A 25,647-nucleotide genomic window follows, 5' to 3' on the forward strand; every position below is an offset into this window, starting at 1 on the left:
TGAATCACTTCTTTGTCTTTCTGTATTTTGCCGGCATAGTCTTTTTCAAAAACTCGGCAAGCTTCTCATTTTGTTCGTCATCAAGACATTTTTTTGAGATTATAATAAGCCTTTTGCTATATTCGCTTATCATCAGGTAATAACTGTTTGTTTCGATACAATCGAGAATATCTGTCCAGTAACCAATGAGAGCTTCATATTTATTTTCTATGGTATAACCATCTCTTGTAATTGTAACTTTTTCGGTTTTATTAAGCATATGAGAGCTTTTATAAATATGCTCGCCCTTTAGCTTTATTCTGTTTGGCAAAATAAACAGATAATATGTCATCATATACAAACAAATAATACTTATACCCACTGGTACTGGATTGGAAATTAAATCATAGTGCTTTAATGCCATATAAAACATACAGCAACACCATATTGCAAAGAAAATTGATGCTTTCCATTCCTTGCCTTTAAGTCTGCCTCTACGCATATGAGCAATCATATAAGCATTACCATACATCATAAGCGATATTTCGTTATTTTCTATTGTCATTATACATTTATTGTATTTTTCTGACATATACAATCAAAACCTTCCGTTATTTAACACGAGTTTGATGATAGCTAAAAGGCTCGAGCGAAAATTTATTGTAGGGGCGAACTGCGTTCGCCCGAACGGTAGTTCATTGGTAATTACTTCGACCGCGTCAATTATCTTCCTACGCTCACTACGAGCGAGACTTGTCGAGCGATTCCGCGTCTTCGCCGTGGGTCGGCATCCACAGGGAACCCCCTGCGAGGGTTCCCTACGAAAAACATTCCACTGGAATGTTTTTCTACCCTCCTGCGCTTTGTGAAGTATAAAGGATTTCGCTCTCTGCGGAGAGCGACAAGGGCGTTGCCCTTGACCTATGAGCCTTTGAAAAGGCTCATGCGAAACTTTTGAGTGTCTTGGGGAAATCTGATTTGTAGGGGCGAACTGTGTTCGCCCGCTCGGTAGTTTCTTTGACAACTACTTATTTAGCCACAGCGGCACAGAACTTTTCGTAGAGTGATGGATTTATCTTCTTTATGTTTATCGGACGGAATGTCTTGCTATCTACAAAAGCGTGAACTGTTCCACCCTCTGAACAAACTTGATTTCCTCTCAAAACACGATAATGAAATTCTATCTTAGCCGCCTTAACACTGACTATGGTAGTTTCAATAATAACTTCATCTTCGTATTTAATCGGAAGTATATATTTACACTCGAGAGATGCAAGCGGAAGCATTACTCCGCTCTCCTCAAGCTCTGTATAACTCATACCTGTAAGCTTGATAAAATCTGTTCTGCCAACCTCAAACCAAATAGGGTAGACCGAATGATGAACTATTCCCATCTGGTCGGTTTCTGCATATCTTGCGACAATCTTTGACTCACATTTCATAGCTGAATTACCTCTAATCAAAACTGAAAACTTATTTTCAAATCTAAACACCGAATTGATAATCAATCTTCTTCGTAGGTTGGAGTTGTACCTGCAAGCAAAATTCCCTTTATCTCCGGTAGGAAATCTGGGTCTATCGCTCTTTCAGGAATTGCAAAACTCCTATTATGGTCAGCAAAAATCATAATTATGTTATCAAATTCCTGTATTCTGCTTGTGCCGTCAAGCTCTATCTTCCAAGCACCGTCATCTCTGCCAATCTCTACACTGTCAGGATAAATTTCTGCCTCGATAAGCTTTCCGTCTGCCATATCTTTTGCCATACTTCTCATATGTAAGTTTGGCACAACAAGAAGAACTGCAATAAATATCATGCTGATACACCCAAATACTATATTAGACACACCGCCTGTCATAAAGAACACAACAAAAAATATTACTGCAAGTATTCCGAGGACAACTGCTTCTATAAGTCCTCTTGTTCCTTGAGATTTATAAATTCCGCTGTGTTTAAGACACTTGAAATACTCCTCCTCGGTAAGAACATAGGATACCCTTATTCCTGCCATTGGGATTTCATATTCCTCTGCGTCATCGTCCTCGACAAGCTCTGCTTCGGAGCCGTCCCAGCCACGACCTTCTTCTTCGTCCTCTTCTTCTTGGATTCTTTTCAGCTCTTCGGCAATTCTCATTACCTCGGCTGTATCCTCATCTTCTTGAAGCGGTATGTTATCGTCAGTATTGTTTGCCGTATCATAGTCTTTCATAGCTCTGTTTTTCTACCTCCAAAGGTGCGTTTCTGACTTAGTACAGAAAACGAAATTCATATGCTCTTATTTATCTACAATTTGTAATATATTTTAAAATTATTACAGTGTGTATATAATATTTTTGGCTTTCTTATTTATTTTCAACATTCACTTGATTTTCGGTTGAAAACTAACTGGTTTGAATATCAAATTATATATCCAGATTCTGGACATATTTTGCATTCTTTTCTATAAATTCTCTTCTTGGCTCAACCTTATCACCCATAAGTATTGTGAAGGTTTCATCAGCAAGGGCTGCGTCCTCCATATCAACTCTGAGCATTATTCTTGTTTCAGGATTCATAGTTGTTTCCCAAAGCTGTTCAGAATCCATCTCACCAAGACCTTTATATCTCTGTATATCAGCCTTGCCAAGCTCTGCCATTATCTTATCTCTTTCAGGGTCGGAATAAGCATAGTGATGCTCTTTATTCTTTGTAAGTCTGTAAAGTGGTGGCTGTGCAAGATATATATGTCCCTCCTCAATGAGTGGACGCATAAATCTAAAGAAAAATGTCAGCAACAAGGTTCTGATATGTGAGCCGTCAACATCGGCATCAGCCATAATTATTACCTTGCCATAGCGGAGCTTTGTTATATCGAAATCATCGCCAATGCCACAGCCAAGTGCTGTAATAACAGGCATAAGCTTATCATTGCCGTAAACTCTGTCAAGGCGAGCCTTTTCGACATTCAGCATCTTACCCCAAAGTGGAAGAATTGCCTGAAAGCGTCTATCTCGACCGCCCTTTGCTGAACCGCCCGCAGAATCTCCCTCAACGATATAGATTTCAGTTTCTTCTGCGTTTCTGGATTGACAATCGGCAAGCTTACCTGGTAGACCTGCACCCTCCATAGCTGTTTTTCTTCTTGCAAGGTCACGAGCCTTTCTTGCGGCATCTCTTGCACGAGCTGCCATAAGTGCCTTATCAAAAATTGCCTTTGCTGTTGCAGGATTTTCCTCAAGGTATACTGAAAGCTTTTCTGTAACAAGCTTGTCTACTAAACCTCTTACAAAGGTACTGCCAAGCTTTGCCTTAGTTTGTCCCTCAAACTGTGCTTCTTTCAGCTTGACGCTGATAATTGCTGTAAGACCTTCTCGGACATCTTCGCCGGAAAGGTTTTTATCATTCTCTTTGAGAATATTGAACTTTCTTGCGTAGTCATTCATAACCTTGGTCAATGCTCGCTTGAAGCCCTCTTCGTGAGTACCGCCATCGGTTGTATGAATATTATTTGCGAATGAAAGTATAAGTTCATTATAGCTGTCATTATACTGCATTGCAATCTCTACTGATGCGGAATCATCGTCCATCTTGCCCTCAAAATGAATAACATCCGGGTGAATTACATCGAGTGAACGCTTTTTATGAATATACTCGACAAAGTTAGATACACCGCCCTCATAGAGGAAGTTATTTTGCAGGATATTCTCTGGGTCACGCTCATCACGAAGTTCGATATGTATACCTGCATTGAGAAAGCTCTGCTCACGAAGTCTTGTTTCGAGAACTTCATATTCGTATACATCGGTTTCTGTGAAGATGAGAGGGTCAGCCTTAAAGGTGATTTCAGTACCTTTTGTAGTGCCTTTGCCAATAATCTCAAGGTCTGATGCAATATTTCCTCTTTCATAACGCTGTCTGTAAATATTTTCGCCGTCGCATACTTTTACCTCTAACCATTCGGAGAGAGCATTAACAACAGACGCACCAACACCATGCAAACCGCCGGAAACTTTATATCCGCCACCGCCGAACTTACCGCCTGCGTGAAGCACTGTAAATACAACAGTTACAGCAGGAATGCCCATCTTTGGCTGTATACCGACAGGGATACCTCTACCATTATCCTTTACTCTGATAACATTTCCTGGCAGAATTGAAACATCAATCTTATCGCAATATCCAGCGAGCGCCTCATCAATGGAGTTATCTACTATTTCATAGACAAGGTGGTGCAAGCCTCTCGGACCTGTTGAGCCAATATACATACCTGGACGCTTTCTTACTGCCTCAAGTCCCTCAAGAACCTGAATCTCACTTGCTCCATATTCCTGATTTGTTTTAGTAATGTCATTATTGTCCATTTTCTTCCTCCTTTTTGGCAGCGATAAACCGCCATGTTAAGGGCTTTGCCCTTAAAACCCACGAGGGACTCCGTCCCTCGACCCTGCAAGCTTTTGAAAAAGCTTGAGCAAAACTTTTAAGTGTCTTTTGGAAACTGGTTAGCTAAACGGTAGTTTAGTCCTCCGCGGCAACATAAGTCGATTTAGAATGTCGAGCGAGGCTTGCCGAGCGATTCCGCGTCTTGGCAGTGGCGGCTCGCCACTAAGGGCTTTGCCCTTAAAACCCACGAGGGACTCCGTCCCTCGACCCTGCAAGCTTTTTCAAAAGCTTGAGCAAAACTTTTAATTTTCTTTTGGAAACTGGTTAGCTAAACGGTAGTTTAGTCCTCCGCGGCAACATAAGTCGATTTAGAATGCCGAGCGATTCCGCGTCTTGTCCTGTGCGGTCACGCACCAAAACTTTTAAGTGTCTTGGGGAAGTTTTTTATTGGCTTCATCTAAGCTTAGTTTTTGAAGCTTTCTTGGCAATTCTTCATATCTTACCGTAAACGGAAATAAGAATACCGCAACCAATACTACTACTGCATCTCCTATCGCAAGAAACGGAATTGTAACTCCTGTCGTTTGCTTTAAGAGAAATATATTTATTACTATCAGTGCAATACTTACTATCGAGATTAGAATTATTCTTCCCTTTAAGTATGAAACCCGATAATTTTTATTGCAATGGTGACATTTTATGATTTTATTATGTGTTTTCATCTTGACATCGCTATATCTTGTTATAGCGTGACAATACGGACATATCGGAAGTCTGAAAATTTCGACCACCGCCTTTTATTGAATATCTGAGGAATCATCAAAGCTTTTTCCTGATTTCTTTGCAGACCTGAATTTTTCTTGAAAATCGGCTCCTATCTCTGAGCTTGCATCATATGGTTCAAATACTTTCGTGCCGTCAGAATCTTCCTCAAGATTTATCGAACCTGAAGAATATATATCCTTTGGTTCTTCGGTAGTTGTTTCTTCCTCAAATCTTGATTTTTTGTGAGAGCTTTGCGATTGAACCTGTTTCTGAGCCTCTATGAAAATTGATTGTGTATTCGTCATTTTCTTATCCATAACCTTTTTTGCTTGAGATTTATCTGAGGTAGGGACAAGGATTAGAAACATTGGCACAACTGCATAATATGCCGCAAAAGGAATTATTACCAAAAGTAAACTCCATAGATTGGTTAAATCTCCGAAAAACAGATAAAGCACAACAAGCAAAAGCACAAAAACACATAATACACTTGTTATTGCATAGATATTTCTGTTAAGTCCTACATTGGCAATACAGCCACAGCGTTTGCAGGTATATTCACCCTTATTTTTCATAAAAAACGAATCAAGGTATGAAACGCTTCGTCCACAATATGGGCATTTTGCAAGTCTTTTATTCTTTTTCGCCATAGCATAACTTCCTTTCATATTAGGATTTTTATTGAATATATGCTTAATCAAACACTACAAAAATGAATCTATTCTTCCTCTTACTGTTTCTGAGGAAAGTCGGCTGATATATACAACTATCGACTCACCCTCACGACAAAGAATGAAGGACTTCGGCAAGTCGTATGAAACATAGCGAACTCGACCTTCTCGCTCGGCTTGATTTAAATATTCTCTTGTCTTTTTTGATACTGTGGTTTTATCCATATCAAAAATTCCTATGATATTTTTCTTGAGTATTACAGAATCCTGCTCAAGATGAAGATATAGGCTTTCCATAAGTTAAATCACTCTATTTCGGTAGGTGTAACCCTGCCTGAATTTATATAAAAAAGGGCTTTATTTCCCTCTTTTAGCTTTGTCATAATTTCGGATTCACAACAAGTTATAAATACTTGCTTATCTGAAAGTTCATTGAGAAGATAATCCTGTCGCTTATAATCAAGTTCGCTGAGAACATCATCAAGTAAAATAACCGGCTGTTCTCCGCTCTCGGCTTTCAGGACTGACGCTTCCGCAAGCTTCATTGCAAGAACCGCTGAACGCTGTTGTCCCTGTGAAGCGAAATTTCTTGCATTCTTACTGTCAATGGTGACAACAAGGTCATCTCTGTGTGGGCCATAGCCTGTGTAGCCCTGATATATATCGCTCTGTTGAGCTTTTATCAATTTATCACTAAGCATTGCCTTTAGTTTCGAGGTGTCTTCTGTAACCTCATCGCCAAAAGAAAGCTTATAGGAAATTTCTATTTTTTCGCTTCCCTTAGATATGCCTGTATAAAATTCTGAGCAATATTTCGAGAAGTTTTTTATATATGCAATACGCTCTCTTGCGACTAATGCTCCTTGAACTGCAAGCTTTTCGTCCCATATATCGAGCATATCCATAAGCTCGCTGTGTTCTTTTATATCCTTAAGCAGAGCATTTCGGGAAGTGATGATAGTTTTGTAATCGGAAAGTATCGAAGAATATGACGGCTTAATCTGACAAATTGCAGCGTCAATAAAGCGTCGCCTTTCATCAGGTCCGTTTTTTATGAGCGTCAAATGATTAGGGGAGAATACCACACAGCAAAAGCTGCCTATGATTTCAGAAATATAGCGTTTACTTATGCCATTAAGCTCGATAAAGCGGTTGCCACCCTTAATCATAAGTCTGATTTCCTGCTCACGCTCTCTTGCTTCAAATTTTAAATGAATTTTCGAGAAAGCATTGTCGAATTTAATCAGCTCATTTTCTTTTGCTCCTCTGAAAGACCTATTTCCAGTAAAGAGCCACAAACATTCAAGAATGTTAGTCTTACCTTGAGCATTGTCGCCATAGATAACATTTATGCCGTCTGATGGAAAAACTGTATTATTTTCAAGATTCCTAAAATTTTCAAATGACAACTCTTTTACTATCAATCAAACTCTCCTATATGTTAAGGGCTTATTAAGCTTTTCTTAGACACTCAAAGTTTAGGTCAAGCCTTTTTAAAGGCTTGCGGTTTCCAAAGGTAGTCACCTACGGCAGAGCCTTTGGTCGCCGTCCGCAGACGGCGAAACTCCTTTGGGCGAAGCCCAACACTTGTTTTTTCTTAGCGGCGGATTTTATCCGCCGCTTTTTTTCTTGCGTTGCTAACATTAGTCATCAAGTGCGGACTTCGTCCGCACTTTAATGGCAAGAGATGTTAAGGGCTTTGCCCTTAAAACCCACGAGGGACTCCGTCCCTCGACCCTGCGAGCAGCTTTCACCAGCAAAGCTGGTGTAGAAAAGGCTCGAGCGAAACTTTTGAGTGTCTTTGGGGAAGTTGGTTAGCTAAGCGGTAGTTTAGTCTTCCGCAGCAATATAATTCGATTTAGAATGTCGAGCGAGGCTTGCCGAGCGATTCTGCGTCTTGGCTGCGGCGGCTCGCCGCAAAAGGCTCGAGCGAAACTTTTAAGTGTCTTGGGAAAATTTGCTAACTTATCTAACTCACTAACAAATATCAACAAACTTTAAAAATGGTGTCAAGGTATTCGGCTGAATCGCCAGGACGCATTTTTTTGCCACGCATAGTGCAGATTTCACCGTTTACTTTGACCTTTCCGCCTTGAATGGCGACCTTTGCCATTCCGCCTGTACCTCCGCCTGTTTTTAGCAGGGAGTCAAGACGGATAAATTCTTCGCCTTCACGAAGCTTGACTTCTTCAGTTTTCATTTTTTAACCTCACTGGAAGAACGAGGAACAGGAAGCTGTCACCATCGCTCGGTAATATGACCATTGGACTTGTAGGACCACTAAGACAAATTTTTACTTCGTCTGTATCGGTATTTCTGAGAGCGTCGAGCATATACCTGACATTGAAGCCAATCTCTACGCTATCGCCACTCATTTCTATATCAAATTCATCATAAGCTTGACCAAGAACTGTTGAACAGGAAAGCTTTACAACGCCATTTTCAATATTGCATCGAACAGGTGTTTTTATTCTCTCGGAAAGCAATAAGGACATTCTATCGAGAGAGCTTATAAACTTTCTTGTATTAACCTTAATCTCTGTTTTATGTGAACTTGGTATTGCTGCAGAATAATTCATAAATTCGCCTTCAATAAGACGAGAAATGACTGAATAGTTATCTATCTTGAAAATAATATGCTTATCTCCGACAACTATTTCAACATCTTTTTCATTGTCTTTTATAAGCTTGACTACTTCTGCAAGACTTTTGCCCGGAATGATAAAGCTTTTCTTTTCGCCACAAATAAGATTTTCAGTTCTCATTGCAAGACGATAGCCGTCTACGGAAATTATTTTTATGATATTGTTTTCAATTTCAAAGAGTGAACCTTTCTGGACAGGCTTAATATCACTATCTGCAATAGCAAAAAGTGTCTGGCTTATCATTGAGGAAAGAATTTCACCCTTGACAATGATGCTTGAATCTCCCTTTACGGACGGAATATCTGGGTATTCATCAGCTGACATTCCGATAATTTTGAAATCAACTGCTCCGCTTATGATTGTAGTCATAAGTTTTTCGTTGGTATCTATACTTACAGTTTCAGCAGGAAGTCTTCTGACAATATCCGAAATGAGCTTTGCACTTAGGACAACTGAACCTTCAGAAAGCACTTCTGCTGGGAGAGTGGTTGTTATTCCAAGCTCAAGGTCATATCCACATAAGGTGAGTGAATTTGCATTGGCCTTGAAAAGTATTCCTTCGAGAGCTGGATTATTAGATTTTGTGGAAACTGCTCTCTGAACATTTGTTATTGCTTCTGTAAGACTTTGGCAATTGCATACAATCTTCATACATAAATCAGTCCTTTTGAAAAATATCTGAAAATAGAGAAAATGCTGAAAAGAAAGGCATGGTAGAATAGATATATTTTAGTAATAGTAGTAGGGGCAGTTTATAAGTTGAAAAGTGGCTTCAGGCTTTTTAACTTCTGGTGTTGAAGAGTTGGAGCATTGTTGAAATTTTGTGATGTGTTGTTTGAAAATTCTTGAAAACTTTTTGTTTTTAACATTGCGGTTGAAAGATGTTGGTGAATTGTTGAGGAAAAGTTGAAAAGTCAAAATGAGAATATTCAGAAAAATTGCATAAATTTGCATAGGAAATGAATGAACCAAAGCATATTCATTTCCGTAGTTTTGAATTGAAAATGAATTTTCCTGCAAAATTATATAATTATTTCCCAATTTTATACACTAAATGTGTAGTAATGCAGATAATAGGGTAAAATAAAATTTCTTGTCGGGAAATATACTAAAAGCTTGAAAAAACTATTGTTTTTCAAAATTTATCTATCCCTTATATTCTTAATTATATCCTCTACCATAGATTTTACTTTTGTATCTTTGCTCATATCTTTTTCGACCTGTTTTACGGCATATACTATTGTAGAATGGTCACGACCACCAAATTCATCACCGATGAGGTTCATTGAAAGCTGGGTGATTTCTCTTACAACATATATAGCAATCTGTCTTGCTTTAGAAATATTGGAATTACGCTTAGATGAACGAATATCTTCAGCAGTTACTCCAAAGGTTCTTGCAACCTCTTCGATAATCTTTTCTACTGTAAGTGGAGGTGGCTGGTCGTTATTCAGAATATCTGAAATAATCTTCTGAGCCGAGTTGATAGAGATTTTCTCGCCATAGAGCAGACTTTTTGCCTTCATTTTTTTGACAACACCTTCAAGCTGACGGATATTAGCCTTCAGCTTGGTTGCAATGTATTCGCAGACATCATCTGGAACATCAATTTCGAGAAGCTCTGCTTTTCTTTTTATAATGGCACTTCTGGTTTCAAAATCCGGTGGCTGAATATCAGCAATAAGACCTGATTCAAAGCGGTTTCTAAGTCTGTCAACGAGTGATTGAATTTCCTTAGGAGGACGGTCCGAGGTCAGGACTATTTGCTTTTTAGCTTCATACAAAGCATTAAAGGTATGGAAAAATTCCTCCTGAGTAGACTCTTTACCACCGATAAACTGAACGTCATCAACGAGCAAAACATCAGAATTTCTGTACTTCTGCCTAAATTCGCTTGTTTTTGCAAGGTGGATTGATTCGATAAGTTCATTAGTGAAATCATCACCCTTAACATATATAATTTCTTTTTCAGGGCTGTTTGCTTTGATTTCACTTCTGATGGCATTAAGCAGGTGAGTTTTTCCAAGTCCGGAATTACCATAGATGAAAAGAGGGTTATAGGCATAGCCTGGGTTTGCCGCAACTGCAAGTGATGCGGCGTGGGCAAATTTATTCGATGAACCGACTATAAAGGTATCAAATGTAAATTCGTAGTCAGCGTCAAGAATACTTTCGTTAAGCTTTTCCTCTTTTTGATTGATTTCCTCTGGAATAGTAAAGCAGATGTCAATACCCGAGCCAAAGACGCTTTCAAAGGCATCATTAAGCAAGGACATATAGCATCTTGTCAAGGTCTGGCGGTGAAAATCGCCAGGAACCATTAGGATAGCTTTGCCCTGTGAAAAATCCAGATTTACGGGTTCAATTTTACTAATCCAAGTTTTGTAGGCAACATCTGTAATTCTCTGCCGGCAATAATCACAGATAATGTCCCAAGCCTCGTTAAAGGAATCCATAAAGTTCTCATTCCTCCCAATAAATTTTTCAAGAATTTAACCTAATCATAATAAAAATATTATAAAATTGTTATACGGAAGTAAATCCGATAATCTCTCAATCTTAAGTATAGCACAGTTCTTTTATAAAAGCAAATAAAAGTGCGAAAAATAAGTCAAAAATCCGCTCTAAGGCGAGTAAATTGTAAAAGTGATTTTGAAGGGTTTTAGGGTAATAGGGGCTTAGAGGGCGTTTAAAGGGAAAATAAGGGGATTGTTAAGAAAGATATGCTATTACCCTAACTATATATTATAGCATAATCGAGAAAAATTTGCAAAGCTATTTTCGAAAATTCGTTCGATAAAATTTATTATTTCAAAATGTTATTCTGCTCTATTGATTAGTTAATGAACTTATCTAAGAAAGAAAAAAGTTTTGCTCAAGCTTTTTCAAAAGCTTGCAGGGTCAAGGGACGGAGTCCCTTGTGGGTTTTAAGGGCAAAGCCCTTAACATCTCTTGAATTTAAAGGGCGGACGAAGTCCGCCCTTAGTAACTAATTTTGCTGACGAAAGAAATTAAAGCGGTGGACTCTGTCCACCGCTTTAGAAAAAAAAGAATGTTGGGCTTCGCCCAAAAGTGTTTCGCTCTCTGCGGAGAGCGACCAAAGGCTCTGCCTTTGGAAACTGCAAGCTTTTGAAAAAGCTTGAGCAAAACTTTTGAGTTGGGCTAACATATATAATGTTTATATAATAAAATCTAAGATACTATAAGTTTGAAAAAATACTTGACATTTCTCCCTTTTATAAGTTATAATGCTAATTTGTAAGGCTTTATCTTTTGTATTCCCACTATCTGGGAAATTCTATCGGTTCCGCCTTCTATTTTGAGATTTTGAAGGGAGGGTTTTGTAATGCTGAGAACTTATCAGCCTAAAAAGCTTCACAGAAAAAAGGAGCATGGCTTCAGAAAGAGAATGTCTACAAGTAACGGCCGTAAGGTCCTTGCCCGTAGAAGAGCTAAGGGCAGAAAAAGATTAACCTACTAATTTTTCGTATTTTTTAAGATGAAAGCTTTGTCTTTCTGAAGATTTGCCCGAAGTTTTTTCGGGCATTTTCAAAATTTATTTAAAACGGTATTTTTTAGCATTGTGCTTTGGGTGTAGGGTGGTTGCTTTGAACGAGTATGTTTCTTTAAAAAAAAATAACGAGTTCAGAAGACTTTACTCCAAGGGCAGATTTTACCAAAGTCCGCTCATAGTTACTTATGTTATCAAGACAAGACGGAATTGCGTAAGAGTGGGCATCACTACAAGTAAAAAAATCGGTAATGCCGTTTTAAGAAACAGGTCACGCAGAATTATTCGTGAATCGTATCGCTCACTTTTGCCTGAGCTTAAAACAGGATATGATATTGTTTTTGTTGCAAGGGGCAAGACTCCTTTCGTTAAAAGCACAGATATTTTGCGTGTAATGAAAAAACAGCTGAAGGAAGCGGGGATTCTCAGATGAAGAACCCGCTTATTTGGCTTATTTCTTTTTATAGAAAAAATATTTCTCCGTTAAAGAAAGCACCATGCTGTAAGTTTGTTCCTACTTGTTCGACATATGCTCTTGAGGCAGTTAAGGTTCATGGTGCATTGAAGGGAACTATTCTCTCTGTTTTGAGAATTTTGAGATGTAATCCCTTCTCGAGGGGCGGATATGACCCTGTTCCAGAAAAGAAAATTAAGAAGATTGAATTTAGTGCGGAAAGAAAATTTTCAGGCAAAAAATCCGCAAAATAAAAGGGCGAAGGGAATTGTTCTAAGTTATGATGGAATTTTTTAATTTTATAGGAGGAATCTTTGGCTATATCCTCTGGGGTGCGTTCTTTCTTGTAAAGAACTTTGGTATAGCTATTATGATTTTTACAATCATAATTAAGCTAATTATGTTTCCACTTTCAGTTAAGCAACAGAAATCTATGGCGGCAAACGCAAGATTTCAGGCTAAACAGCAGGAAATATTAAAAAAATATGCAAATAACAGGCAAAAGGCTAACGAGGAAAGTGCTTTGCTTATGCAAAAAGAGGGAGCCTCACCTTATTCGGGTTGTTTGACCTCGATGCTACCGCTCTTGCTTATGATGTGTATTTACTATGCAGTTGTTAATCCGCTTACTAATACTTTTCATATTGCTGCGGATAAAGTCAGTGCTGCTCTTAATACTCTAAGCACACTTCCTGGTATAGGCTCAAGCTTTAATTCCTATTATGGTCAGATTGACCTTGTAAAGTATTTCCCACAGCTTAATCCATATCTTACTAACGCAGACGGTTCTGCAATATTTAATGCAAATGATGTCAGCACTATAAATGACTTCCATAATGGCTTTAATTTCTTAGGTCTTGACCTTCTTGCAACTCCTTCAACAGTGGGCTGGGGGTCTATGCTCTGGATTATTCCTGTTCTTTGCTTTGTTACATCTGTTGTAAGTACATTCCTTATGCAGAAAATGAATGGTACTAATATGAGCGGTCAGGGTGCTGGCTGTATGAAGGTTATGTTTCTTGTTATGCCACTTTTTAGTGCATATATTGCTTATACAGTTCCTGCTGCTGTTGGTTTCTACTGGATTGCATCAACAGTATTCGGTTTCTTACAGTCGATAGTTCTTTATAAGTTCTATAATATGAATATTATGGAAGCTAAGGCAGAGGCTCAGAGAGTTATTCTCCGTGAGCAGGAAGAAGCATCAGCAGAATTTATAAATGCAACTGCAAAGGTTGTTACAGTAGATTCAGAAAAGAGCTCTTCTACATCAGAAAAGAAAAATAGTAACTCATCTAAAAAGAAAAAAAATTCATCTAAGAATAAAAACTCAGGCAGTGGATATATGGGAAAGAAAAAATAAATTTCCGAGGTGAAATATAATGATTAAAGAAGCTATTAAAGAGGCTGAAACTATTGAAGAGGCTAAGGCTCTGGCTTTGGCAGAATTAGGCGTAAATGAAGATAAAGCACAGTTTGAGGTTCTTGTTCAGCCTGAAAAGAAAAAGTTTGGTTTGTTTGGTGGTTCACTTGCAAAGGTAAGAGTATTTTATGAGGAAACCCCAACAGATATTGCTAAGGCATATCTTGCTGATGTTCTCACAAAGCTTGGTGTTACTAATGTAGTTATTGAGGCAACTGAAACCGAAGATGGTGCGGAATTTGATGTAAATGGTGACGATATAGGCTTTATTATCGGTCATAGAGGAGAAACTCTTGATGCACTTCAATATCTCACAGGTTTGGTTGTAAACCATATACATGAAGAGTATTTCCGAGTAATAATTAATATTGGAAATTATCGTGAAAAGAGAGAAAAGACTCTTGAAGTTCTTGGCAGAAAGCTTGCTTTTAGAGCCTGCAAGACAGGCGAAAAGGTTTCGCTTGAGCCAATGAATCCATATGAAAGAAGAATTATACACACAGCAGTACAGAAGGTTCGTGGAGCGACCTCATGGTCTGAGGGCGAGAATCTTCAAAGGCATGTTGTTATTGGTCCTGACCGCAAGAAGCAGTCTTACGGAAACAGAAACGGAAGATATAACAGTGGTTATGGCAATAGAAATAGTAGTCAGCCACGCAGACGCTCAGGCGACTATCAGCGTCGTGAATATACAGATGAACAGAAGAAACATCCAGACGACAGCGTTTTCTCTACATTTGAGAGCGAGCATCTTGAAGAAGCACCAACAACATCGCTTTATGGCAAAATTGAAATAAACAAAGACTAATTTTTCAAAAGAGCATCGCTATATTTTCGGCGATGCTCTTTTTGTGGGTGCCGACCCACGGCGAAGACGCGGAATCGCTCGACAAGTCTCGCTCGTGGTGTGGTAGGGGAGGTTAGTTGACGCGGTCGAAGAAACTACCGTAGCCGAACAGGCGGTGCGTGACCGCACAGGACAAGACGCGGAATCGCTCGACAAGTCTCGCTCGTGGTGTGGTAGGGGAGGTTAGTTGACGCGGATGAAGTAGCTACCGTAGCCGAACAGGCGGTGCCGTTCGGTTCTACCGATTAGCTAACAGACTTTCGAAAGACAATTAAAAGTTTTGCTCAAGGCGGCGAGCCGCCACTGTCAAGACGCGGAATCGGTTTTGCAAGCAAAACCTCGACACTGATAAGAGAAGATTACTGACGCGGTCGAGGTAGCTACCGAAACGGGCGAACACAGTTCGCCCCTACGATTACTTCTATTAAGATAATTAAAAGTTTCGCTCAAGCTTTTTCAAAAGCTTGCAGGGTCGAGGGACAGCGTCCCTCGTGGGTTTTAAGGGCAACGCCCTTAACATAAAGGAGATTGGGTATGAATGAAAAAACTATTGCTGCGATAGCAACTGCACAAGGGGCAGGCGGCATCGGAATTATAAGAATTTCGGGGTGCGATGCTCTTGAGATTTCTCAAAAAGTATTTAAATCAATAACTGGCAGAAACATTTCAGAAATGAAAGGTTATACTGCGGCTTATGGTCATATTTATGATGGTGATGAGCTTATAGATAGTGGCGTTTTGCTTGTATATATTGCTCCACATAGCTATACTGGCGAAAATGTCGCTGAAATTTCTTGCCATGGCGGTTTGTATGTTACAAAAAGAGTTCTTAGAGCTGTACTCAATGCTGGTGCAAGTATGGCAGAAGCGGGAGAATTTACTAAAAGAGCCTTTCTTAACGGGAAAATTGGCTTAACTGAAGCCGAGGGCGTTATGGATATAATCTCCGCAAGAGGTGAGCAATCAAGTCGTGCGGCACTTGGTGCTATGGACGGTGCTTTGAGAAAAAAGATTGATTCTGTTAAGGAAAGCCTTATAACAAGTGCGGCTCATCTTTCAGCTTGGGCGGATTATCCCGAGGACGATATTCCCGCAGTTTCTACGGAAAATCTTACAGGAGAGCTTAAATCAAGCATAGGTATTCTCGATAAGCTTCTTGCAACATATGACGCAGGAAAGGCTATTCGTGAGGGAATAGATACAGTTATTGCAGGAAAACCGAATGTTGGCAAAAGTACACTTATGAATTTGCTTTCTGGTTATGAACGCTCGATTGTTACGGATATTCCGGGAACTACTCGTGATGTTATCGAAGATACAGTTATGCTCGGAGATATACCGCTTTGTTTGTCTGATACAGCCGGAATAAGGGCGACTGATGACCCTGTCGAGAGTATCGGCGTAGAAAAGGCTCGAAAAAGGGTGAAAAGTGCGGGTTTGGTGCTTGCTGTTTTTGATTCATCAAAGGAACTTTGTGATGATGACAGAGAGCTTATTGAGCTTATAAAGGATTGTCCGAGTGTGGCGGTTATCAATAAGAGCGACCTCGAAACTGCGATTGATATGGATTATATCAAGAAAAATGTCAGGAATGTGGTGTTTATATCAGCTAAATCGGGTTCTGGTGCATCTGAACTGGAAAAGGTTGTTTCGGATATAATCGGTACTTCACAGCTTGACCCGTCAGCGGCGATTATTGCAAATGAGCGACAGAGAGATTGTGCAAAGAGGGCAAGAGATTTTCTGAATGAGGCGATAAATGCCCTTGAAATGGGGATAACTCTTGATGCAGTTACAGTAATAATAGAGGACGCAATTTCTGCGTTACTTGAGCTTACTGGAGAAAGAGCTTCAGAAGCGGTTGTGGATTCGGTCTTCTCACATTTCTGCGTAGGTAAATAAAAGGAGTATTTATATGAGTTATAGTGAATATACAGAGGGAATTTTTGACGGCGATAATTTAGAATATTCTGATGAAATAGGCGGAAATATAGGTATTTTTGAAGAGTCTGATTATAACTATTTTTTTAGTTCAAATTCTATATGCTCTTATCTGTGTGATTATGAAACGGCTAAGAGTACAGATTTATTAAAGTATAAGGGTGCTCAGGTTGTTGTATGCTATAAAAGATATGCAGTTATTGAGAACGGAAGAATTACTTTTATAAATCAGTTTTTTGATAATGACCTCAAAGAGGTAAATAAAGGCTTTTATGTTTTTACCGAAAAAATGAGAGTAAGACACGATGTCTGTGTGACAGAATATTCTGACGGCAGAGTAGAAAAAATGGATAGATATATTAAATATAATACTGTTTCTGATAAATGCGATGATGTTATGAAAGCATTGGATATTGCAAAAGCCTATTCATTGGAGCATAATACAAGATGTGTTGTTGCTATGGCTGTGTTTGGCTATGATAGGTATATGGATTTTTATATATAAAATTTTATTGTAGGTGATATTATGGTTGATGTTGCAAGAAAATATGATGTTGCGGTTATAGGTGCAGGACACGCCGGAATTGAGGCGGCTCTTGCCTCGGCAAGGCTTGGTTGTAAAACAGCAGTATTTACAATAAATATGGACGCTGTCGGAAACTGCCCTTGTAATCCGTCTATCGGCGGTACTGCAAAGGGACATCTTGTAAGAGAGCTTGACGCTTTAGGCGGTGAAATGGGCAAGGCTGCTGATGAAACATTTTTGCAGATGCGTATGCTTAACAGGGGAAAAGGCCCTGCGGTTCATTCACTAAGAGCCCAAATTGACAGACGAGCATATGCGGAGAGAATGAAGCACTGTCTTGAATTACAGCAAAATCTTGAGCTAAGGCAAGCCGAAATTATAGACCTTGTAAAGAATGATGACGGAGAATGGGAGCTTACAACAAGGCTAAAGACTAAGTATCTTGCAAAGGCTGTTATTATTGCTACGGGTACATATCTTGGCGGTGTTGTATTTGTTGGTGATGTTTCATACGAGAGTGGTCCAGATGGCATTTTTCCGTCAAAGTTTTTGCCAGACGCTCTAAAAAATATGGGTATGAGCATAAGAAGATTTAAGACTGGTACTCCCGCAAGAGTTCTTAAATCGAGCATAGATTTTACAGACCTTGAGGAACAGGCTGGTGATGAGCCTGTTACACCATTCTCATATGATACACTTGAGCCTGGTGAAAACAAGGTTCTCTGTCACATAAGCTGGACAAATGAAAAGACTAAAAAGATTATTCTTGATAATCTTCATAGGTCACCTCTTTATAGCGGAAAGATTGAGGGAATAGGTCCGAGATATTGTCCAAGTATTGAGGATAAGATTGTTCGTTTCTCAGAAAAGGAAAGACATCAGTTATTTATCGAGCCTTGTGGCTTGAATACTGAGGAAATGTATTTACAGGGTATGAGCTCATCACTTCCAGAAGATGTTCAGACAGCGTTCTATCATTCAATTAAAGGTCTTGAAAATGCTGTTATTATGCGTCCTGCATATGCGATTGAATATTATTGCTGTGACCCTTTACAGCTTAGAAGAACACTTGAATTTATCGACTTTGAAAATCTTTATGGTGCAGGACAGTTCAACGGTAGTTCGGGTTATGAGGAAGCTGCTGTTCAAGGCTTTGTTGCGGGTGTAAATGCGGCATTGAAAATTCTCGGCAGAGAGCCTATGGTTCTCGACAGAGCAAGCTCATATATCGGAACACTTATTGACGACCTCGTAACAAAGGGCTGTCAGGACCCTTACAGAATGATGACTTCTCGTTCTGAATATCGTCTTGTACTTCGTCAGGATAATGCGGATTCAAGACTTACACCAATCGGCAGAAAGATTGGTTTGATAAGTGATGAGAGATGGGAACGCTTTAATAAAAAGCAAGAACTTATCAAAGAGGAGCTTAAACGAGTTAAAGCGACAGTTATTGCACCATCTGAAAAGGTAAACGAGATACTTGTTTCACGTGAAACATCGGCGATAAACACAGGAGTAAGGCTTATTGATTTAATCAAACGACCACAGCTTGGTTATGACGCATTGTCGGAAATTGATGAAAACCGTCCAAATATAGACCGCAATATTTTTGAACAGGTTGAAACTGAGATTAAGTATGAGGGATATATAAAGCGTCAGCTTATCGTTATAGACCAAGTTCGCAGACTTGAGTGCAAGATTTTGCCAGAGAATATAGACTACAACGCTATCGACGGATTAAGACTTGAGGCAAGAGAAAAGCTCACAAAGGTTCGTCCTGAAAATATCGGTCAGGCAAGCAGAATTTCGGGCGTAAGTCCAGCAGATATTTCTGTTTTGGTTATCTATCTTGCATCGCTTAGAAATAAGAATGGAGGTGCAAAATGAGCATAATTTCTGAAACTATGAAGAAATGGGCTGATGAAAACGAAATTGCTCTTGATGAGGTTCAGCTTGAAAGGTTTGAGGACTATGCAAAGATACTTGTTGAGTGGAATGAGAAAATCAATCTTACAGCAATAACAGAACCAGAGGAAATTGCTGTTAAACATTTTATAGACAGCTTAACTGTTTTGAAAGCTTTTAATATAAAGAAAAATGCGTCTATAATTGATGTTGGTACGGGTGCAGGTTTTCCGTCTGTTCCACTGAAAATTGTCAGAGATGATATACAGCTTACAATGCTCGATAGCCTTAACAAGAGAATAAATTTTCTTAATCAGCTTTGTGACGAGCTTGGCATTAAGGCGGAAACGATTCATTCTCGTGCAGAAGATGCCAGCAGAAACAAACCATATCGTGAAAGCTTTGATATAGCTGTTTCACGAGCAGTTGCAAATCTTCCGTCGCTTTGCGAATACTGTATTCCGTTTGTGAAAAAGGGTGGTTCGTTTATAGCTATGAAAGGCAAGGACGGTCTTGCAGAGCTTGAATCCGCTAAGAATGCAATTAGTATTCTTGGTGGAAAATGCAAAGAGAATAATGATTATATTACCTTGCCAGACGGCGAAAAGAGAATTATCTTTATAATAGATAAGGTTCAGTTTACACCTGAAAAATATCCACGCAGAGGCGTTAAGATAAATAAACTTCCTTTATAAGATTAAGACAGCTACAATTTGAATTGTGGCTGTCTTTTTATTTTCAAAGACACTCAAAAGTTTTGCGGCGAGCCGCCGCAGCCAAGACGCGGAATCGCTCGACAAGTCTCGCTCGTGGTGGGTAAGGGAAGTTAGTTGACGCGGATGAAGTATCTAGCAATGAACTACCGAAACGGGCGAACACAGTTCGCCCCTACGATTACTTCTATTAAGACAATTAAAAGTTTTGCTCAAGCTTTTTCAAAAGCTTGTAGGTCAAGGGCAACGCCCTTGTCGCTCTCCGCAGAGAGCGAAATACTTTTGGGCGAAGCCCAACATTTATTTTTTCTTAAAATCGGCGGATTTTATCCGCCGATTAATTTTCTTTTGTTAGCAACATTAGTAACTAAGGGCGGACAAAGTCCGCCCTTAGAGTGCAAGAAAGGTTAAGGGCTTTGCCCTTAAAACCCACCAAAGGCTCCGCCTTTGGAAACTGCGAGCAGCTTTCACCAGCAAAGCTGGTGTAGAAAAGGCTCGAGCAAAACTTTTAATTTAGCAAACTTGGACGCGAATAATAATCATTAATTTAACAAAAAAGCAGAACGCGTCTTGGGGGCGGCGGCTCGCCGCCTCGAGCGAAACTTTTAGTTGTCTTATGAAAAATTGGTTAGCTAAACGGTAGTTTAGCCCTCTGCGTCTTGGGGGCGGCGGCTCGCCACCTTGAGCGAAACTTTTAATTTAGCAAACTTGGACGCGAATAATAATCATTAATTTAACAAAAAAGCAGAACGCGTCTTGGAAGCGGCGGCTCGCCGCCTCGAGCGAAACTTTTAGTTGTCTTAGGAAAAATTGGTTAGCTAAACGGTAGTTTAGCCCTCTGTGTCTTGGGGGCGGCGGCTCGCCGCCTCGAGCGAAACTTTTAGTTGTCTTAGGAAAGTTTAATCAGCTAAATGGTAGTTTATTCAAAGTTTTATGATTGTTTTGTCAGAAAATATATTGCGACGAATTTCTATATTTCCTTATGTTACGATTATTTCCACAAGGAGATGATTAAAATGGTTATCAACACCAAAGGAGAAAAAAAAGTCATAGAAATTCCGATTATATCGATTCGCCCATGCAAGAACCAAGCAAGAGTTTATTTTAAGCGTGATGAGATGCAAGAGCTTGCAATAAGTATCAGAGAAAATGGTATTCTTCAGCCACTGACTGTTCGCAGAGTGAGTAAGAATGAATATGAGCTTATTGCCGGTGAACGCAGACTTCGTGCCGCATCAATGTGTGGAATGAAATCTGTGCCTTGCATAGTTGTTAGTTGCGATGAGGGACAAGCCACAGTATTTAGCCTATTGGAAAATCTTCAGCGAGAAAATCTTAATATCTTTGAGGAAGCTGAGGGTATACGCAAGCTTATTATTACCTGTGGACTTACTCAAATGGAGGCCGCAAGAAAGCTTGGAAAAAGACAATCAACAGTCGCAAATAAATTAAGGCTTTTGCGTTTAACAAGAGAAGAAAGAGATTACATAACCCGTTCGGACCTTTCAGAGCGTCACGCAAGAGCTTTGATTAAGATTGATGACGAAACCACTCGAAAGCTGGCACTTAGTGAGGTTATCTCAAGCGGACTTAATGTTAAACAAACGGAAAAGCTTGTAGAAAAAATGCTAAGTGATGTTCCAGCAAAAAAGGCTAAGCAGACTACGAAAATCATATATAAGGATATACGCATTTTCGTAAATACGATTTCTAAAGCCATTGATACTATGAAAAGTTCTGGAATAAATGCAAGCTCGGAAAAGAATGAAACTGATGATTATATTGAATATTTCGTAAGGATTCCTAAAACGGCAATTCCGCAGATGACAGCAGAAACCAATACATCAGAAGTGGAAGAAGGTGAGATTATTCCGATTCAGCAAAACGCATAATTGATTAAAAATCTAAAGGGAGGTGAGAGCCTCTCTTTTTTATTGTTCCACGTGAAACAATGGAAAGTGTTAATCAAGAAATGTTTCACGTGAAACAATGAAAAGTGTCAATCAAGAAAATGTTCCACGTGAAACAATGGAGAGTGTTAATCAAGAAATGTTCCACGTGAAACAATGGAGAGTGTTAATCAAGAAATGTTCCACGTGAAACAATTATAAGGGCAATTTTATGACTGATAGTAGTTATAATGTAGAAAAAGAAATTTATGGGCATAAAATTTGATATTTCCCTTTAATTTTGATTGTAGTTGTGATATAATATTTTTGTTGCGAAAAATGACTGATTTACAGCTTTTTGCAGTAAAACTTATCGAAAATAACTTTCTTATGATGAGATTTTGCTTCGTATAACAATAAAAAGATTGGGCAGTGATATAGATTGGCAAAGATTATAGCAGTTACTAATCAAAAAGGCGGAGTTGGTAAGACTACAACAGCTGTCAACCTTTCGGCTGGTGTTGGACTCCTTGATAAAAAGGTTCTTCTCGTAGATATAGACCCACAGGGCAACGCAACAAGTGGTGTCGGAGTTGATAAAAGAAGTATAAGAAATTCATCCTATGATATTCTCGTAAGCGGAGTAAATTCTAAACAGGCAATTATACATACAGAGTTTAAGGGACTTGATATTATTCCTGCAAGTATGAATCTTGCGGCGGCGGAGCTTGAACTTTCAGAGCTTGAACACAGAGAGGCAAGACTTAAAAATGCTCTGGCACAGCTAAGAGCAGAATATGACTTTATCTTCATAGATTGTCCGCCATCTCTTGGACTTGTTACAGCAAATGCACTTTGTGCGGCGGATAGCCTGCTTGTTCCTATTCAGCCTGAATATTACGCTCTCGAGGGACTTTCACAGCTTATGAATACAGTTCGAAGAATAAAGCGTTCATATAATGAAAGACTTGAAATTGAGGGCGTTTTGCTGACAATGTATGATGGCAGACTTAATCTTACTCAGCAGGTTGTTGCAGAGGTTAAACGCTATTTTCCGAAAAAGGTTTTCACAAGCGTTATCCCTCGTGGAGTAAGACTTTCAGAGGCACCGAGCTTCGGAAAGCCAATTATGTATTTTGATAAATCTTGCAAAGGCTCAGTAATGTATAATGCCTTGGCAGAGGAAGTTATAAAAAACAATTCTTGAGAAAGGAGTTTAGCTTAGATGGCAGGAAAATTAGGCGGTCTTGGAAAAGGACTTGACGCAATATTTATCGAGAACGATACTAATGATAGCAACAATAATGTTTTTCTTAAAATCTCGGATATAGAGCCAAACAGGGACCAACCTCGTAAGGATTTTAATGAAGAGGCTCTTCGAGAGCTTGCAGACTCTATTGCAACACATGGCGTTCTTCAACCACTTCTTGTCAGACCTCTTGCTGGCGGAGGCTATCAGCTTGTTGCAGGTGAACGCCGCTGGAGAGCAAGTCGAATGGCAGGACTTTCAGAAGTGCCTGTTGTTATTCGAGAGATGACCGACAGCGAGATGACACAGATTGCACTTATTGAAAATCTTCAGCGTGAGGATTTGAATTCAGTTGAAGAGGCACTCGGTTATAAATCTCTTATGGATGCTTATAATCTTACACAGGACGAGGTCGCAAAGGCTGTCGGAAAATCAAGACCAGCTGTTGCAAATGTAATGCGACTTCTGAATCTTCCGGAAGAAATTCAGAATATGCTCAAGGAAGGCAAAATTAGTGCAGGTCACGCAAGAGCCTTACTTGGAATCGCTGACAAAGAAAATATGATTAAAATAGCGAAATCTATCGCACCACAGGATTTAACCGTAAGAGATGTCGAGCGTTTGGCAAAAAAGCAAAGCTCAGATAAAAAGCCAAAGGCTGAAAAGCAACATCAAAAGCGTGCTCCTATATATGATGAAGTTGAGCTTTCACTTAACGAACACCTCAGCCGTAGGGTTAAGGTTATGAATGACAAAGAGAATAATGGCACACTTCAGATAGAATTTTATAGCGAGGACGATTTGGTTCAGCTTGCAAAGCTTCTCGGTGGGGAAGAATAAACATACCTGAAATTTATTTTATATAAATCTATTTAAATCGAAGGAGAATAACAATGATTGATATTAAACTTATCAGAGAAAAAGCAGATGAAGTAAAGGCAAAAATTAAAAAGCGTAATATGGATCTCGATTCCGTAGTTGACAGCATTATTGAAATTGATGCTAAACGCAGAGAGGTTATTGGTAAGGTTGAGGCTATGAAGGCTGAGCAGAATGCAGCTTCTAAGGAAATTCCTCAAATCAAGAAGGCTGGCGGCGATGCTTCCGAAATTATGGCTAAGATGAAAGAGCTTGTCGCACAAATTAAGGAAGAGGACGCAAAGCTTCAGGAACTCGACCAAAAGCAAAAGGAGCTTCTTCTTGGCTTGCCAAACCTTCCAGATGACGATGTTGTTGCAGGCGATAAGGAACAGAATGTACCTGTAAGATATTTCGGCGAAAAGCCAAAGTTTGACTTTGAGGCAAAGAACCATGTTGAACTTTGCGAAAGCCTCGGTATGATTGACTATCAGCGTGGTGCAAAGATTGCTGGTTCAGGCAGCTGGCTCTATCGTGGCTGGGGTTCAAGACTTGAGTGGGCATTGCTTAACTTCTTCGTTAATGAGCATATTGCAGATGGCTATGAGTTCATTCTTCCACCACATATGCTCAACTATGAATGTGGCTATGTTGCAGGTCAGTTCCCTAAGTTTACAGATGAGGTTTACTGGATTCAGAACCCAACAAGCAACGATAAGAAGTTTATGCTTCCAACAGCAGAAACTGCTCTCGTAAATCTTCACAGAGATGAGATTATTCCAACAGAGGAGCTTCCTAAGAAGTATATTGCTTATACACCTTGCTATCGTAGAGAGGCTGGAAGCTACCGCAGCGAAGAGCGTGGTATGATTCGTGGTCACCAGTTCAACAAGGTTGAAATGGTTCAGTATACAGAGGACGATAAGTCAGACATCGCTTTCGAGGAGCTTGTCGGCAAGGCAGAAAGAATTGTTCAGGAGCTTGGTCTTCATTACAGACTTAGCAAGCTTGCTGCTGGTGACTGCTCATTCTCTATGGCAAGAACATACGATATTGAAGTATGGATTCCAAGTATGGAAATTTATAAGGAAGTCAGTTCAGCATCTAATGCAAGAGATTATCAGGCTCGTAGAGGTAATATCAGATATAGAGGCGCAGACAAGAAGGTTCACTTTGCACATACTTTGAACGCATCAGGTCTTGCAACAAGCCGTGTTATCCCTGCAATCGTAGAGCAGTATCAGAACGCAGACGGTTCTGTCACAGTTCCAGAGGTTCTCCGTCCTTATATGGGAATAGATGTTATAAAGAAGCCTTGCTAAGTGGTAGTTTATCGGTAGTTACTTCGACCACGGCAAAAAACTTGCCTTAGACACTCAAAATTTAGGTCAAGCCTTTTTAAAGGCTTGTAGGTCAAGGGCGAAGCCCTTGTCGCCGTCCGCAGACGGCGACACTCTTTTGGGCGAATCCCAACACTTGTTTTTTTCTAAGCGGCGGATTTTATCCGCCGCTTATTCTTTTGTTAGCAACTTTAGTCCCTAAGGGGCGGACTTCGTCCGCCCCTTAAATGGCAAGAGATGTTAAGGGCTTCGCCCTTAAAACCCACCAAAGGCTCTGCCTTTGGAAACCGCAAGCTTTTGAAAAAGCTTGAGCAAAACTTTTAATTTAGCAAACTTGGACGCGAATAATAATCATTAATTTAACAAAAAAGCAGAACGCGTCTTGGGAGCGGCGGCTCGCCGCCTTGAGCGAAACTTTTAATTTAGCAAACTTGGACGCGAATAATAATCATTAATTTAACAAAAAAGTAGAACGCGTCTTGGGAGCGGCGGCTCGCCGCCTTGAGCGAAACTTTTAATTTAGCAAACTTGAACGCGAATAATAATCATTAATTTAACAAAAAAGTAGA

Annotated in this window: 24 protein-coding genes; 13 read left to right on the forward strand and 11 right to left on the reverse strand. The window is 39.6% G+C overall.

Translation table 11 applies throughout. The annotated features are described in order from the left end of the window. Positions 1-4: 4 nt before the first annotated feature. From C9914_RS05165 to dnaA, 11 genes are all read right to left on the reverse strand, one after another. On the reverse strand, positions 5-571 hold the full coding sequence (locus C9914_RS05165) for a YcxB family protein (protein WP_158707336.1): 567 nt from the start codon (positions 569-571) through the stop codon (positions 5-7). Positions 572-1,007: 436 nt separating this feature from the next. After that, positions 1,008-1,421, reverse strand: a complete 414-nt coding sequence (locus tag C9914_RS05170) for an acyl-CoA thioesterase (RefSeq protein WP_106763849.1) — start codon at positions 1,419-1,421, stop codon at positions 1,008-1,010. A gap of 62 nt (positions 1,422-1,483) precedes the next feature. Then, complete coding sequence (locus C9914_RS05175; protein WP_106763850.1) at positions 1,484-2,188, reverse strand: hypothetical protein; 705 nt, start codon at positions 2,186-2,188, stop codon at positions 1,484-1,486. A gap of 193 nt (positions 2,189-2,381) precedes the next feature. Continuing rightward, complete coding sequence (gyrB, locus tag C9914_RS05180; protein WP_022264475.1) at positions 2,382-4,319, reverse strand: DNA topoisomerase (ATP-hydrolyzing) subunit B; 1,938 nt, start codon at positions 4,317-4,319, stop codon at positions 2,382-2,384. Between the two features lie 441 nt (positions 4,320-4,760). Beyond that, positions 4,761-5,129: a hypothetical protein gene (locus C9914_RS05185; protein WP_158707337.1), complete on the reverse strand. Its 369-nt coding sequence runs from the start codon at positions 5,127-5,129 to the stop codon at positions 4,761-4,763. Positions 5,130-5,135: 6 nt separating this feature from the next. Next, positions 5,136-5,753: a TFIIB-type zinc ribbon-containing protein gene (locus C9914_RS05190; protein ID WP_106763854.1), complete on the reverse strand. Its 618-nt coding sequence runs from the start codon at positions 5,751-5,753 to the stop codon at positions 5,136-5,138. A gap of 54 nt (positions 5,754-5,807) precedes the next feature. Next, positions 5,808-6,071: an extracellular matrix regulator RemB gene (remB, locus tag C9914_RS05195; protein WP_106763857.1), complete on the reverse strand. Its 264-nt coding sequence runs from the start codon at positions 6,069-6,071 to the stop codon at positions 5,808-5,810. Positions 6,072-6,079: 8 nt separating this feature from the next. Beyond that, the gene (recF, locus tag C9914_RS05200; protein WP_106763859.1) at positions 6,080-7,198 is read right to left on the reverse strand and encodes a DNA replication/repair protein RecF; all 1,119 of its coding nucleotides are present in this window, start codon (positions 7,196-7,198) and stop codon (positions 6,080-6,082) included. Positions 7,199-7,761: 563 nt separating this feature from the next. Continuing rightward, positions 7,762-7,974 carry an RNA-binding S4 domain-containing protein gene (locus tag C9914_RS05205; RefSeq protein ID WP_106763861.1) on the reverse strand — a complete coding sequence of 71 codons (213 nt, stop codon included), beginning with the start codon at positions 7,972-7,974 and terminating at the stop codon, positions 7,762-7,764. After that, on the reverse strand, positions 7,964-9,070 hold the full coding sequence (dnaN, locus tag C9914_RS05210; protein ID WP_106763863.1) for a DNA polymerase III subunit beta: 1,107 nt from the start codon (positions 9,068-9,070) through the stop codon (positions 7,964-7,966). The genes C9914_RS05205 and dnaN overlap by 11 nt, the downstream gene beginning before the upstream one ends. 491 nt (positions 9,071-9,561) lie before the next feature. Beyond that, complete coding sequence (dnaA, locus tag C9914_RS05215; RefSeq protein ID WP_022263889.1) at positions 9,562-10,875, reverse strand: chromosomal replication initiator protein DnaA; 1,314 nt, start codon at positions 10,873-10,875, stop codon at positions 9,562-9,564. Between the two features lie 890 nt (positions 10,876-11,765). On the opposite strand from dnaA, the gene rpmH reads away from it, so the two are divergent. The 13 genes from rpmH to serS all read left to right on the forward strand — a co-directional run bounded on the left by rpmH (position 11,766) and on the right by serS (position 25,060). Further along, positions 11,766-11,900 carry a 50S ribosomal protein L34 gene (gene rpmH, locus C9914_RS05220; RefSeq protein ID WP_022263888.1) on the forward strand — a complete coding sequence of 45 codons (135 nt, stop codon included), beginning with the start codon at positions 11,766-11,768 and terminating at the stop codon, positions 11,898-11,900. 127 nt (positions 11,901-12,027) lie between these two features. Beyond that, positions 12,028-12,363 (forward strand): ribonuclease P protein component, encoded by a 336-nt coding sequence (gene rnpA / locus C9914_RS05225; protein ID WP_022263887.1) that lies wholly within the window; start codon positions 12,028-12,030, stop codon positions 12,361-12,363. After that, on the forward strand, positions 12,360-12,638 hold the full coding sequence (gene yidD / locus C9914_RS05230) for a membrane protein insertion efficiency factor YidD (RefSeq protein ID WP_106763864.1): 279 nt from the start codon (positions 12,360-12,362) through the stop codon (positions 12,636-12,638). Before rnpA ends, yidD begins: the two co-directional genes overlap by 4 nt. Before the next feature lie 26 nt (positions 12,639-12,664). Then, on the forward strand, positions 12,665-13,747 hold the full coding sequence (locus tag C9914_RS05235; RefSeq protein WP_022263885.1) for a YidC/Oxa1 family membrane protein insertase: 1,083 nt from the start codon (positions 12,665-12,667) through the stop codon (positions 13,745-13,747). A gap of 19 nt (positions 13,748-13,766) precedes the next feature. Further along, the gene (gene jag / locus C9914_RS05240) at positions 13,767-14,615 is read left to right on the forward strand and encodes an RNA-binding cell elongation regulator Jag/EloR (protein WP_022263884.1); all 849 of its coding nucleotides are present in this window, start codon (positions 13,767-13,769) and stop codon (positions 14,613-14,615) included. A gap of 573 nt (positions 14,616-15,188) precedes the next feature. Then, positions 15,189-16,556 (forward strand): tRNA uridine-5-carboxymethylaminomethyl(34) synthesis GTPase MnmE, encoded by a 1,368-nt coding sequence (gene mnmE / locus C9914_RS05245; protein ID WP_106763866.1) that lies wholly within the window; start codon positions 15,189-15,191, stop codon positions 16,554-16,556. Positions 16,557-16,569: 13 nt separating this feature from the next. After that, complete coding sequence (locus tag C9914_RS05250; RefSeq protein ID WP_106763868.1) at positions 16,570-17,100, forward strand: hypothetical protein; 531 nt, start codon at positions 16,570-16,572, stop codon at positions 17,098-17,100. Positions 17,101-17,121: 21 nt separating this feature from the next. Further along, complete coding sequence (gene mnmG / locus C9914_RS05255) at positions 17,122-19,011, forward strand: tRNA uridine-5-carboxymethylaminomethyl(34) synthesis enzyme MnmG (protein ID WP_106763870.1); 1,890 nt, start codon at positions 17,122-17,124, stop codon at positions 19,009-19,011. Continuing rightward, positions 19,008-19,724: a 16S rRNA (guanine(527)-N(7))-methyltransferase RsmG gene (rsmG, locus tag C9914_RS05260; protein ID WP_106763871.1), complete on the forward strand. Its 717-nt coding sequence runs from the start codon at positions 19,008-19,010 to the stop codon at positions 19,722-19,724. Before mnmG ends, rsmG begins: the two co-directional genes overlap by 4 nt. 1,034 nt (positions 19,725-20,758) lie before the next feature. Beyond that, on the forward strand, positions 20,759-21,634 hold the full coding sequence (locus C9914_RS05270; RefSeq protein ID WP_106763875.1) for a ParB/RepB/Spo0J family partition protein: 876 nt from the start codon (positions 20,759-20,761) through the stop codon (positions 21,632-21,634). A gap of 439 nt (positions 21,635-22,073) precedes the next feature. Then, positions 22,074-22,838 (forward strand): ParA family protein, encoded by a 765-nt coding sequence (locus C9914_RS05275; protein ID WP_106763877.1) that lies wholly within the window; start codon positions 22,074-22,076, stop codon positions 22,836-22,838. Between the two features lie 18 nt (positions 22,839-22,856). Continuing rightward, a complete protein-coding gene (locus C9914_RS05280) occupies positions 22,857-23,720 on the forward strand; it encodes a ParB/RepB/Spo0J family partition protein (protein WP_022263877.1) in 864 nt (287 codons plus the stop codon). A 53-nt stretch (positions 23,721-23,773) separates the two neighbouring features. Beyond that, positions 23,774-25,060 carry a serine--tRNA ligase gene (serS, locus tag C9914_RS05285; protein WP_106763879.1) on the forward strand — a complete coding sequence of 429 codons (1,287 nt, stop codon included), beginning with the start codon at positions 23,774-23,776 and terminating at the stop codon, positions 25,058-25,060. Positions 25,061-25,647: the final 587 nt, after the last annotated feature.

The sequence above is a fragment of the Pseudoruminococcus massiliensis genome (assembly GCF_900291955.1).
In the GTDB taxonomy this organism is placed as follows: Bacteria; Bacillota; Clostridia; order Oscillospirales; family Acutalibacteraceae; genus Pseudoruminococcus; species Pseudoruminococcus massiliensis.